At 68.0% G+C, this 13,156-nt stretch carries 8 protein-coding genes; 5 read left to right on the top strand and 3 right to left on the bottom strand.

The window, feature by feature from the left end:
* The first annotated feature begins 4 nt into the window (after positions 1-4).
* The 5 genes from ACWEKR_RS29495 (at position 5) to ppsA (ending at position 9,882) form a co-directional block, all read left to right on the top strand.
* Entirely contained in the window at positions 5-1,528 is a 1,524-nt protein-coding gene (locus ACWEKR_RS29495; RefSeq protein ID WP_452357299.1) for a bifunctional aminoglycoside phosphotransferase/ATP-binding protein, read from the top strand.
* Positions 1,529-1,663: 135 nt separating this feature from the next.
* A complete protein-coding gene (locus ACWEKR_RS29490; RefSeq protein ID WP_452357225.1) occupies positions 1,664-3,106 on the top strand; it encodes a wax ester/triacylglycerol synthase domain-containing protein in 1,443 nt (480 codons plus the stop codon).
* Positions 3,107-3,410: 304 nt separating this feature from the next.
* Entirely contained in the window at positions 3,411-6,131 is a 2,721-nt protein-coding gene (locus tag ACWEKR_RS29485) for a cation-translocating P-type ATPase (RefSeq protein ID WP_452357224.1), read from the top strand.
* Positions 6,132-6,199: 68 nt separating this feature from the next.
* Entirely contained in the window at positions 6,200-6,754 is a 555-nt protein-coding gene (locus ACWEKR_RS29480; protein ID WP_452357223.1) for a flavodoxin domain-containing protein, read from the top strand.
* An 815-nt stretch (positions 6,755-7,569) separates the two neighbouring features.
* Positions 7,570-9,882, top strand: a complete 2,313-nt coding sequence (ppsA, locus tag ACWEKR_RS29475; RefSeq protein ID WP_452357222.1) for a phosphoenolpyruvate synthase — start codon at positions 7,570-7,572, stop codon at positions 9,880-9,882.
* Between the two features lie 33 nt (positions 9,883-9,915).
* Here ppsA and ACWEKR_RS29470 read toward each other — a convergent pair whose 3' ends face one another.
* From ACWEKR_RS29470 to ACWEKR_RS29460, 3 genes are all read right to left on the bottom strand, one after another.
* On the bottom strand, positions 9,916-10,815 hold the full coding sequence (locus tag ACWEKR_RS29470) for a universal stress protein (protein ID WP_452357221.1): 900 nt from the start codon (positions 10,813-10,815) through the stop codon (positions 9,916-9,918).
* 91 nt (positions 10,816-10,906) lie between these two features.
* Entirely contained in the window at positions 10,907-11,896 is a 990-nt protein-coding gene (locus tag ACWEKR_RS29465; protein WP_452357220.1) for an Acg family FMN-binding oxidoreductase, read from the bottom strand.
* Positions 11,897-11,907: 11 nt separating this feature from the next.
* Entirely contained in the window at positions 11,908-12,660 is a 753-nt protein-coding gene (locus ACWEKR_RS29460) for an SDR family NAD(P)-dependent oxidoreductase (RefSeq protein WP_452357219.1), read from the bottom strand.
* Between the last annotated feature and the right edge of the window lie 496 nt (positions 12,661-13,156).

Below are 13,156 nucleotides of genomic sequence, written 5' to 3'. Positions count from 1 at the left end.
CGTCATGCAAGATGCCTCGGCCCTGCGCACCGCCCTCCACGTCACCCACGAATCCTTCGCGCAGGTGCGTGAGACGCATACCGGGGTGGTGGTGCTGTGCGGAGACCGCGCCTACAAGGCCAAGAAACCGGTCGTCACGGACTTCCTCGATTTCGGCACGCCCGAGAACCGTGAGCGAGCCTGCGTTCGCGAAGTCGAGTTGAACCAGCGCCTGGCACCCGACGTCTATCTCGGTCTGGCCCACCTGACCGACCCCGAAGGCGACGCCCCGGAACCGATCATCGTGATGCGCCGCATGCCCGACGCACTGCGCTTGTCCACCATGCTCACGGACTCTGCCCAGCAGGCGCCTGATCTGTCCGCGCTGGCGGAGACTGTCGCGCGTTTTCACGCGGCGGCACGGCGCGGCGCGGACATCGACCGCGCGGGCACACCGGCGCTGCTGCGACGACGCTGGGACACGCTGTTGCGGCCCCTGCGCGAACACCCTCCAGCGGTAAGCGATCCCGCGCTCCTCACTCGGGCCGAGCACCTGGCGATGCGCTTCATCGACGGCCGCGCCGCCTTGCTGGCACAGCGCATCGCCGAGGGCCGCATCGTCGACGGCCACGGAGATCTGCTCGCCGAGGACATCTTCGTCCTGCCCGATGGCTTCCGTATCCTCGACTGTCTGGATTTCGACGACGAGCTGCGCTGCCTCGACGGACTCGACGACGCGGCGTTCCTGGCGATGGATTTGGAATTTCTCGGGCATACGGAAGAATCCGTCTGTTTCTTGACCGACTACCTGCGCGCGGCAGGCGATTCGCCTCCGCCATCGCTTCGGCATCACTACATCGCCTACCGGGCGACGGTCCGAGCGAAGACCGACAGTATCCGCGCCGAGCAAGGCGATCCCGAAGCCGCGGCGCGCGCCGTGCGACATCTCGCACTCGCCGTCGAGCACCTGGAACAGGGCGCCGTGCGTCTCGCGCTGGTCGGCGGCCTGCCCGGTACCGGGAAGTCCACCGTAGCGGCCCGTTTGGCAGCGGCGACCGGCGCCGTCGCGATCTCCAGCGACAGCGTCCGCGCGGGTCTGCGCGCGACGGGAGCCATCGAGGGCACCGCGGGCTTATACGGCGCGGGTGCCTATCGACGCACGGCGAAGGAATCGGTGTATACGCGAATGCTGGCGCGGGCCAGGGACCTGCTCGCGCACGGCGTCTCGGTCGTCCTCGACGCCAGCTGGACCGACGTCGACCAGCGCGCCCGCGCGGCCACCGTGGGCGACGAGACACGCAGCGATCTGGTATCGCTGCGGTGCGCCTGTCCGCGCGCCATCGCCGCCGAACGACTCTGCGCCAGGCCCCGAGGTGACTCGGACGCGACTCCGGCTATAGCGGACGCTTTGGCGGCTGAGGCGGCACCATGGCCCGAGGCCGTCGAGCTCGACACCACCCGAGCGATCGAGGAATCGGTCGCCGAGGCGCTCAACGCCTGGCGCGGCGCGGCGTTTCCGGCACCGGTCGCTGTCAGCCGTAGTAGGTGAGCCGGTTCAGCGGCAGGCACCTGCTTGCCGGATGGTGACCCAGCCGCGCGCCCCGGCCAGAGGACGAAGGACCTTCACAAAAAGGTCTTCGTCATCGACCGCAGGCAAAACCGGCCCTCGCCCCAGCACACCCACATGTCACAGTCGGACCTGTTCTCCTGGAACATGGAGCGTGATCCGGTCCTGCGCTCGACGATCGTCTCCGTTCTGGTACTCGATACCGAGCCGAATCTGGACCGCCTACTGCGGACGATGGACCTCGGCACTCGGATCGTCCCCAGGCTGCGGCAGCTGCTCGTCGCCGCGCCACTCGGCCTCGCCCCGCCACGGTGGGTGCCCGATCCGGATTTCGATCTGTCCTGGCATGTGCGACGATCCGTGCTGCCGGACCCGGCGGACATGAGCGCGGTGCTCGGATTCGCACGGACCGAGGCCATGACCGGATTCGACCAGGCCCGCCCGCTATGGCGTGCGACGCTGCTCAGCGGTTTGGACGGCACGCGATGCGCCTTGGTGCTGACGGTGCACCACAGCCTCACCGATGGCATCGGCGGCATCCAGATCGCCACAGCGCTGCTCGACTTCGATCGTATGGGCACCGACCATGGTCGTCCGCCGGAGCCGAGAGCCGACTACGCGAGCGCACTGCGCGACATCATGGCGTGGAACTCGGCCGTCGGCTCGGAACTCGTTGTGAGCGGCGTTCGCTCGACGCCGCCGGCGGTACGGCGAGCCCTGCGCGATCCCGTCCGGGCGGTGCGCGATGGTGTCGCGCTGGCCAGTTCGCTCGTCCGCTTGGCCCGGCCGATCACCACGACGCTCTCACCAGTGATGACCAGGCGGGGTCTAGGGCGGCGGGTGTCGGTGCTCGACGTGCCCCTCGAAGGACTGCGCGGCACAGCACGTGCCGCGGGATGTATTTTGAACGATGCCTTCCTGACCTTGAACGATGCCTTCCTGAGCGCCGTGGTGATCGGATTGCGCACATATCACATCAGGCACGGAGTTACGCTCGACCAGCTGCGGGTGACGATGCCGATCAGCCTGTGCGCCCCGGACGATCCGCTCGGCGGCAACCGCATCACCCTCGCTCGTTTCGCCTTACCGGCCGGCATCGCCGCGACCGCGGACCTGATGCGTGCCGTCGACACCGCGGTTTCGGGTTGGCGGCGGGAACCGGCAATTCCGCTGTCCGGTCTCGTCGCGGCCGCACTGAACCGCCTGCCCGCGAGACTGCTCACCGAAATGCTCGAACACGTCGACTTCGTCGCTTCCAACGTTCCTGGTTCCCCGGTGCCGCTCTACATCGCCGGGGCGCGGATCGACCGCATGTACTCCTTCGGCCCCACCATCGGTACCGCCGTCAACGTGACGCTGACCTCGCATGCGGGGACCTGCAACATCGGAATCAACGCCGATACCGCAGCCGTGCCCGACACCGAAACGCTGACCAAGTGCCTCGCCGAAGGATTCGCCACCGTGCTACGACTCGGCAGCGAGCACGCATCGGAATCCGGGGGCGCATCTGCTGGAGCAGTCTCCCGGCCGACGTACAAGCCCCGCCCGACGAGTGTCTAGTGGGGTTCGTCGGCGGCATCCATCACCGAACCGTGAGCAAGAGGTTGTCGCCGCTCCCACCCGCACCATAGACGGTTCGGACCCCGTCGACGTGATCGACGACGCCCGCGTACCCCCGACAGTGCCGAGTCGTGTTCGCAGCGACCGAAACCAATCATCCAGCGGCGGTCGGCCCGAGGGCGGCGCGAGAAGCGGGACTTTTGCCCCTGTCCGGCACCCACCGCGTAGCGCACGCTCGAGAGGTGGCTTCGGTGAAATGCCGGATACCGGCACTGACGACCACTCGTGACGTGGCGGCGTCGCTGTGACCGGCCTGGTCGAAGCGGAGACCGGTCAGCGGATAGACCCGACCGAGCGGATCGATCTGCTGCTGCGCGATCTGCGCGGCAGCCGCAGCGGGCTCACCACGCGCGAGGCCGAACGGCGCCTGATCCACTACGGGCCGAACGTCCTGCGGCGGCGCGGCAGCCGAAGCCCACTGCGTGAGCTGGCACGCCAGTTCAGCCACCCACTCGCGCTGTTGCTGTGGGCTGCGGCCGGGCTCGCGGCCGCGGTCGGCATCGTCCCGGTCGCGATCGCGATCGTCGTCGTCATCATGATCAACGCGGGATTCGCGTTCGCCCAAGAGCGGCACGCCGAGCAAGCGGTGGAAACCCTTGCCGCGTACCTGCCGATGCGAGCGAAGGTCGTGCGCGACGGGCAGGTCGCCGAGGTGGAGGCGACCTGTGTCGTACCGGGCGACGTCCTGGTCATCACCGAAGGTGACCGGATCTGCGCCGACGGACGGCTGCTGGACGGCGGCATCGAGGTCGATCTGTCCGAACTGACCGGGGAATCGATGCCGGTCTACCGCAGCGCCGACGCCGTCGACGCCGAAGTGCCGCTGGCGCAGGCCCGCGAACTGCTCTTCAGCGGCACCTCGTGCACCGAGGGCGAAGCTCGCGCGATCGTCTTCGCCACCGGCATGCACACCGAACTCGGGCGCATCGCGGCATTGTCCGAACGCGTCGAGCGCGACGAAAGTCCCCTCGAACAGCAAGTACGCCGGGTGGCCTGGTTGATCGCGTTGATCTCCGTGCTGCTCGCGGCGGCATTCATCCCGGTCGCGATGCTCGGGGCCGGACTGTCCCCGGTCAACTCCGTGGTCTTCGCCGTAGGACTGCTGGTGGGTAATGTCCCGGAGGGTCTGCTGCCGGTGATCACCCTCGCGTTGGCGATGGGTGTGCGTGACCTGGCGCGCCGCGGCGCGGTGGTCAAACGCCTCAGCGCCGTGGAGACCCTCGGCTCCACCGATGTGATCTGCACCGACAAGACCGGCACCCTCACCGAGAACCGCATGCGGGTCGTCGTGATCGACACCGCAACCGGAGCGCACGACCCCGACGCAGCCTCCGGACCGGAGGATCCCACGCTTGCCCGCGTGGCGGAAACGATGGCGGCCTGCAACAACGCTCGCCTCATCGAGTCCGGTTCCGCCGTCGGTGACCCCATGGAACTGGCACTGCTGGCCGCGGCCTCCACCCTGGGCGAGCAGGTTCGCGCCGACCAACGAGAGCGCTTGCGGCGCCGTCTGTTCCACTTCGACCCGGTCCACAAACGAATGTCGACGGTCGACGCGGACGAGGCCGGGCGGCTGCGCGTGCACACCAAAGGAGCCCCGGAGTCGCTGCTACCGCTGTGCACCGCCGAACTCGGCCCGGACGGCGGTCTCCGACCGCTGAGCGAACAGCGCCGCGCACAACTCAACGAACGCGTCGATTCCCGCGCCCAGCAGGGACTGCGGATGCTGGCCGTCGCCGAGCGCGATCTCGGCGCTTCCGCGGCTCCACAGGACCGGGACCAGGCCGAAAAGGATTTGGTCCTGCTCGGCCTGGTCGCCATGGAGGACCCGCCCCGACCCGGGGTCGCCGAAGCCGTGCGGCTGTGCCACGCGGCGGGCATCCGCATCATCGTCATCACCGGCGACCACGGCCTGACCGCTGCCGCGGTCGCCGACCAGATCGGCATCACGCGTGGACGGCCGAAAGTGATCAGCGGTACCCAACTCGAGCGGATGAGCGAAGCCGATCTCGACCAGCTGCTGGCCGGGCCGACCGAACTCATCTTCGCCCGCTCCTCCCCCGAAGCCAAACTGCGCATCGCCGACGCGCTGCGCGCCGCAGGCCACGTGGTCGCCATGACCGGCGACGGCGTCAACGACGCGCCCGCACTGCGACGCGCGGACATCGGTGTGGCGATGGGCCGTTCGGGCACCGACGTGGCTCGCGAGGCAGCCACGATGGTGCTCACCGACGACAACTTCGCCACCATTACCACGGCCATCCAGGCCGGTCGACGCGTCTACGACAACATCAGGAAGTTCATCTGCTACATCTTCGCCCACACCACGCCGGAGGTGACGCCGCTGCTGGTGTTCGCGCTCTCCGGCGGCGCGGTTCCGCTGCCGCTGACCGTAATGCAACTGCTGGCCTTCGACGTCGGCACCGAGACGCTTCCGGCACTGGCGCTCGGACGAGAAGCAGCCGAGCCCGGCCTGATGCAGCGGCCGCCGCGCCGACGCGGTGAGTCGGTGATCCGTACACCGATGCTGCTGCGCGCGTGGCTGTTCCTCGGCGTGATCGCCGCGGTGCTGGCCATGGCGGGCTTCTTCTTCGTCCTACTGCGGGGTGGCTGGCACCCGGGCGATCCCACCGGACCGGGCACGCCGCTGCACCACACCTACCAACAGGCGACCACCATGACCTTCTTCGGCATGGTCGCCGGCCAGATCGGCACCGCGTTCGCCGCGCGCACCGACCGTGCTTCGCTGCGCTCCATCGGCGTGCTGTCCAATCGCCTGCTGCTGTGGGGAATCGGCTTCGAACTCGCCCTCGCGGCAGTGATCATCTACCTCCCGGTGCTGCAAAATCTGCTCGGGACGGCCGCTCTCAGCCCTGCCATGCTCGCGTTCACACTGCCGTACCCGTTCATCGTGTGGGGAGCCGATGAACTGCGGCGTTGGCTGCTGCGCCGCCACCGGCAGTGACGATGGTCCCCTGTGCCCGGGCACGAGTCCTCTCATCGGAGGGCGTGTCCACGAGGAAGATTTTCGCCATGGACCAGGACAAACACCATATCGCGGTCGTCTACGCGACCGAACAGGGATCCACCCGCGACATCGCCGAGTTCATCGGCACAGAACTGTCGGGTCGCGACGCCATCGTCCAACTCGCCGATATAGACCACGCCCCCGAACTGTCCAACTTCGACACCCTCGTGCTCGGCAGTGCAGTGCACAACATGAAACTCCTGCCCTCCGTCACCGACTATATGCGCGCCCACCGAGACGAGTTGGCGGAAAAGGACGTGTGGCTGTTCAGCGTCGGCCTCGCCCCGGCATTGCGCGGTCCGATCGGCCGCCGCCTAGGGCGATTGGTCCCGAGGAAGATCGCGGAACTGCGCGACTCGGTCAAGGCACACGACTACCGCGCATTCCCCGGACGGTACGACAGCGACGGCATCTCCCTACGGACCCGCATGCTCTACCGACTGCTCGGCAAAGGCCACTACGGGGATCTGCGTGACTGGGCGGCGGTCCGCTCATGGACCGACGCCATCGCCCGCAGTCTCCGGCTCCCATCAGCTCGTTCCACCACCATCACCCCGTGACAAACGCACCCGGTGACTCCCGCCCCACCCTGCTGGATGGCACCCGACGATCCATCGAACATTCCCGCTCGGCAGGATCGCGGGCATCCGCCTCGCCGCTCACTGGTCGGTGCTGGTCACGTTGGGCCTGTCCACCTGGGGTTCTGGGCTCGTACCTGACGGGCACCGCGGCCACTGCCGTCGTGTGGGCCACAGCCGTCATCGGGGCCATCGCGTTCTGCGCGGCGCTGCTCGCCCACGAGCCGGCCCATTCGATCGTCGCCCGGCGCAGTCGTGTTCGCGTCGACGTGATCGTGTTGTAGCTGCTCGGCGGTGTCTCGATCTTCTGCCCGGGGCGCCGCTCGACAGCGGCCGTGTACTGCGTGCGGTGATCTGGCGGCGCACTGGTGACCGTTTGTGCGCTGCGACCTCGGCCGCCCGCAGTGGACAATTCCTCGGCACGGTCTTGCTGATGATCGGTATCGCGAACTCGTGCTGTTCGCGCACCTGGATGGGCTGTGGCTGATGCTGCTGGGTTGGTTCCTGCAGTCGGCGGCGCATGCCGAACCCACCACCGCCGAGCTATGTCACCGGCTGGGCGAGGGCCGGGTTGGTGACGCGATGACTTCGCATCCGATAGCGATACCGGCCGCCGCGCTGCTGCGGTCGGACGCGAACGGCCAGTGGGCATCGAGTGTCCGGTCCGCTATGCCGAGTGGTGGCGACGACGGGAGCCAATGCGCGTCACAAGGGGACCTTCGGCCGTGGTGAACGCGCATGATGTTGAGCCAAGCTGACTACACGCGACGTTGGAATTCCGATTGATCGGAGCCGTTATGGGCGACTATGTGGCAGACCTCGCCGATCTGCGGCTGGCGGATGCCGACCGTGCAGGGGGCAAGGGCGCGAATCTCGGCGAGCTGGTGGCGGCGCATCTGCCGGTGCCGGCAGGGTACGTGATCCTCAAATCGTGTTACGAGGAGGTGATCATCCACGGTCCGCACGGCTCCGAACTCGACACCTTGCACGACGAGGCGCTGCAAGCGGCCTCGCAGAGCGCTCGCTCCGACGATGCAGGACTCGATGAACTGTGCACCCGGATGCGCAAGCTCGTGCACCAGACCCCGATGGCGGCAGCAGTGCGCGACGCCGTGCTCGCCGCCTACCACCGGCTCGGCGATTCCGTTCCGGTCGCGGTGCGCTCATCCGCCGTCGGCGAAGACAGTGCGACCGCCTCCTTCGCGGGAATGAACCTGTCGCGCACCAATATCCGCGGCGACGACCGGCTCATACATGCTGTCGTCGACTGCTGGGCGTCGCTGTTCACCCCGCGCGTACTCACCTATCGCGCCCGCCGCCGGATGCACGAACGCCCGGATATCGCGGTGGTGGTGCAACGGATGGTCGCAGCCCGCAGATCGGGCGTGGCGTTCACCGCGGACCCGGCGACCGGCCGCCGCGATCGCGTGGTGATAGAGGCGGCGCGCGGACAAGGCGAGGTGGTGGTTTCCGGCGCCACCGAGCCCGACACCTACATGCTCGACGCCAAGGGGCCAACGCTGATCGCCGCTCGGTCGGGCCATCAGGCATACGCCATCGTGCCCGGCCCCGACGGCGACCAGCAGATCCGGCTGAGCGACGAGGAGGCGGCGGGCCAGGTACTCGACGAGGACGAGGCTGTGGCTGTTGCCCGGACGGCCTTACAAGTACAACAGCTGCACGGGGGCCGTCCGCAAGATGTCGAATGGGCCTTCGACGACGAGCGCCTGTGGCTGGTCCAGGCCCGGCCCATCACCACACTGACCGGCCGCCCCGATGGAAAGCCCGCGGCGCCTGCGGGAGCCCCGGCCCAGGTCCTGCTACGTGGCCTCGCCGCCGCTCCGGGACGAGCCAGCGGCGCCGTACGCATTCTGCGGTCACCATCGGAGGGCTCGGCACTGCAGGCCGGCGAGGTCCTCGTCGCGAGTATGACCAATCCCGACTGGCTGCCCACCATCTCCCGAGCATCCGCCCTGGTCACCGACAGCGGCGGGATGACATGCCACGCCGCGATCGTCGCGCGCGAACTCGGCGTGCCCTGCGTGGTCGGCACCCGCACAGCAACCACTACCCTCACCGAGGGCGCCGTCGTCACCGTCGACGGATCCACGGGCCAGATCCGGACCGGGCGATCGGAACCGGTGCGGACCGAACCTCGCCCGTCGGCGCCGACCGCCGCGGCGGAACCGACCGCGACCCGCATCTACGTCAACCTCGCACTACCCGATGCCGCCGAACGAGTCGCGGCCACCGACGTCGACGGCGTCGGATTGCTGCGCGCGGAAACGCTGATCACTCAGGCACTCGACGGACGCCATCCGCGGGATCTGATAGCTCGGGGTGAGAAGGACCTCTTCGTCAAACGTCTGTCCGAGCCCTTGCAGAGGATCGCTACGGCATTCGCCCCGCGGCCGGTGATCTATCGGGCTACCGATCTGCGGACCAACGAATTCCGTGACCTCGCAGGGGGCACGGTCTACGAACCGGACGAACGCAATCCGATGATCGGGTACCGCGGCTGCTATCGCTACATCCGTGAACCGGAGGTGTTCGCGCTCGAGCTCACCGCGCTCGCACTCGTCCGTGAGAAGACGCCGAATCTGCACCTGATGATCCCGTTCGTGCGCACCCGGTGGGAGCTGGAAGCCTGCCTCGACCTCATCGACGGCAGCCCGCTGGGCGACCAGCGTGGACTGCACCGCTGGGTGATGGCGGAAGTGCCCTCGGTGGTGCACTGGCTGCCCGCATACGTGGGTCTGGGCATCGACGGCGTCTCCATCGGTAGCAACGACCTCACCCAGCTGATGCTCGGCGTCGACCGTGACTCCACCACGTGCGCCGAACTGTTCGACGAATCCGACCCCGCCGTACTCGACGCGATCGGCAAGATCATCGAGACGGCCCGGCGGCTGAAGATCACGTCCTCGCTGTGCGGACAGGCGCCCTCGACGCGCCCGGAGTTCGCCGAATACCTGGTGCGAATGGGCATCACCTCGATATCGGTGACACCGGACGTCGTGCCCGTCGCCCGCCGGACGATCGCCGCCGCCGAGCGGCGAGTTCTGCTCGAGCAAGCGCTCGCCACGCGCGAGGCTCCGCACCGGGGATAATCAGCCGATATACGACCGGTCCGACCTACCGGGTCAGCGCTGACGCACGACGAGGATGGGGCACTCCACCGAATGCAGCAAAGCCGCGCTGGTGGAACCGAGCAACATGCCGGTGAACCCACCGCGGCCGTGGCTGCCCACCACGAGCAGCTGAGCGTCCTCCGATTGATCGAGCAAGGACCGAACCGGCCTGTCGCGCACCAGCACACGTCGCACCGCGACATCCGGATAGCGTTCGCCGAAGCCCGCGAGATTCTCCGCCAGCAGCGCGTCCTCGCGTTCCCGCACAGCGTCCCACCCGGGAACGAGGTCGATCCCGCTCGAATCGCTCCATGTGTGCAGCGCGATCAGACCGACCTTGCGCCGCGATGCCTCCTCGAAGGCGAGTTCGACGGCGGGCACGCTGTTGGTGGTGCCATCCACCCCCACCAGAACGGGTTTCCCCGAGGTAAGGGGATCGGTCGCCGACGTCGAGCGCACGACCGCGACCGGGCAGTGCGCGTGCCTGGTCATCGCGGCGCTCACCGAACCGAGCAATTCTCGCCGGAACGCGCCGAGACCGCGGCTGCCGACGACCAGAGTTCGCGCGCGCCCGGACCGGTCGATCAGGTCCGGAATGATCGGTGCGACGGTCAACTCGGTGCTGATCGTCAGCGCCTCGCCCGCCGCTGTCGTCCTGGCCACGCGCGCGGCTTCTGTGAGCACTCGTTCGCCGTCCTTGCGCAGCCACTCCACATCGGCCTCCGTGAGGGTCGCGCCCACGCCGTATCCGGGCCGCACGGACACGGAGGTGACGATGTGCAGCCGGGCGCGATGCAGCGCGGCGTCGGCCGCCGCCCATGCCGCCGCGTGATACGAGGTTGCCGAACCGTCGACGGCGACCACGATCGGCCGATCGGTCGGTGCGGCAGTTCCGGTCGAGTGCTCCGTCATCGCGTTCTCCTCGGTCTCAGGTCGGTCGTCGCATATCCGTACCAATCGGTTTGTTCAGCTGGCTCGCATCACGCCTCTCGACCGCGTTCGATCATGGCTCCGAGGAATCGAGCGGCTGCACCACCTCGGCGAGCGGGCGGCGGGGCGTGGGCGGAACCGGGTCAGCGCTCGTGATCGCGTAACCGGTCCGGATGATGATTTGCGGATATCCGGTGTCGTCCAGAACGTCGGCGCGAATGCGTCTCCTCGTGTCGGCCAACTCCATCGGCTCGGTCAGCGGGCAGGTCGCAAGCCCTAGTGTCGTGGCGGTCAACAGCACCGCGCTCGCGGCCTCCCCGGCGCGCAGCTGGGACAATCGGTCGTCACTGCTGGTGCTCAGCAGCAGCATCCGGTCGGCGGTATCGATGTCGCGCACCACAGCCTGTGGTAATCCCGGGTTCGAGAAAGGACGCACGGTGGGATCGGCCCCGGTCAGCACCGCATTGCGCGCGGGCACACCTTGTGGCGCCGCGTGTCTGCCGCTCCACTGCGCCAGTTCGGCACCGTAGGAGACGTCACGAGCGTGCTGCCAGGCCGCCTGTTCGAACGCGCGCAGCAACTGGGTCCGAGCCGGTTCGGCGTCGACGTCGCGCACGAGCACGCCGGTGGCCAGTCCGGCGTCGATCATGGCCGTGAGATGCGCCGCCGGAACTTCCCACGAGCTGAAGCGGCGGCGATCCGTGCTGCGCCTGCTGATGGCGCGGGCCGACTCCACGTCCTCGGGACTGCTGGCGATGGGACGGAATTCGATCGACGCCAGGTGTTCGGGCGCGGCCGGATTCGGTAGCCGATGGATCGTGGTCTCCCACCCCTCCGCGCGAGCGGCGACTCGGAAATGATGCAAAGCCGCACCACAACTGAGCAGCAGATCGCGTCCGTCGGGATCGGTGTGCGGCAGCCTCCGGCTCTCGTCGGCGTACAGGTGCACTGTCTCATGTCCGAGCCGCCACAGCCATGGCTGGGTGTTGTGCACCGATGGCGCCCGAGACGCCAGCGCCAACGCGGATCGAAGTGTCTCGGGGTCGGGGTGTGTTCTCGGCATCGCTGGCCCTCTCATCGGGAGTCGTCCGGTAGGCCCAGAACCTGACCGGCGGTGGCGCCACCGTCGAGCACGAATTCCGAGCCGGTCGAGTAGGTGGCCTCGGTGACCAGGAATCGCACCATCGCGGCCACCTCCTCCGGCTCACCGAAGCGGGCCAGCGGCTGGTTCGCGGCGACGGATTCGTCCAGTGCCGCCGTCATCGGTGTGTGAACAGGGCCCGGGTGAATCAAGCACACGCGAACGTTCGCGCGCCCCAGTTCCAGGGCGGCGGCCTTGGTCAGGCCGCGCAAACCCCATTTGCTCGCGACATAGGCGCCGACACCCGCGTAGCCGATGAGCCCGGCGGTGGAGGAGATGTTGACGATGACGCCACCGCCCGCGGCTCGCAGGCGCGGCGCGGCCAGATGCATACCCAGCCAGGCGCCGTAGAGGTTGACGTCGACCACATGCCGAAACATCGCGGGAGATTCGGACTCGACGTCGCCGAAGTCGACGATTCCCGCGTTGTTGATCAATACCGCCAGCGGACCGAACTCCGCCTCGGCATCGTCGAGGACAGCGCGCCAGCACGCCTCGTCGGTCACATCCAGCCTGCGGAAGATCACGCCCGAGCCGAGTGCCGCCGCCAGAGCAGTGCCCTCGCCTTCGAGCAGATCGCCGATGACGACTGAAATCTGCTCCTTCGCCAGAGCGGCCACCACGGATGCGCCGATACCGCGCGCGCCGCCGGTGACGAGGGCGCTTCTCCTGATGAATTCACCCATGACGATCAATCACCTTTCGACGGGTGTCGTCCGCTTTTGTCGACTGTGATTCAGCATCGCGCGAACCAGCGACGCAGGTGACGGCCGAAGGTCACCGAATGCCGGGTCCTCTGGCCACGATCGGCTCGGCTGTGTCCACCGGCCCGGTCGTCGAAGCTGTCGACATCGCCGGGCCTTCCCGCGCGGGAACGTGCGGTCCGGACGGTGCTGCGATGAAACCAGCGCTGCCTGTGACCATCGCGCCAACCCCGCCGTCGGTCGAAACATCGGACGTCTGCCCCACGCGAGTAGGTAGAATTCTGGTGCAGTCAGGCGCGAACAGATGCAGACTCGGGAGCAGCGGATAGGCCAGTATCCGGGAGCAGTCGAGATGACCGAATGACCGACGGCACGCCGATGGGCGGCACGTATTCGGTGCGGGATACGCTTTCGCAGTTGCGGCTGCGGGAGCTGCTCGGTGAGGTCAAGGACCGGATCGAGCAGATCATCGATGCCC

It is taken from the genome of Nocardia sp. NPDC004573, assembly GCF_053602135.1.
Note: the sequence above shows the minus strand (reverse complement) of the source record. Positions and strands in the feature narration are given on the sequence as shown.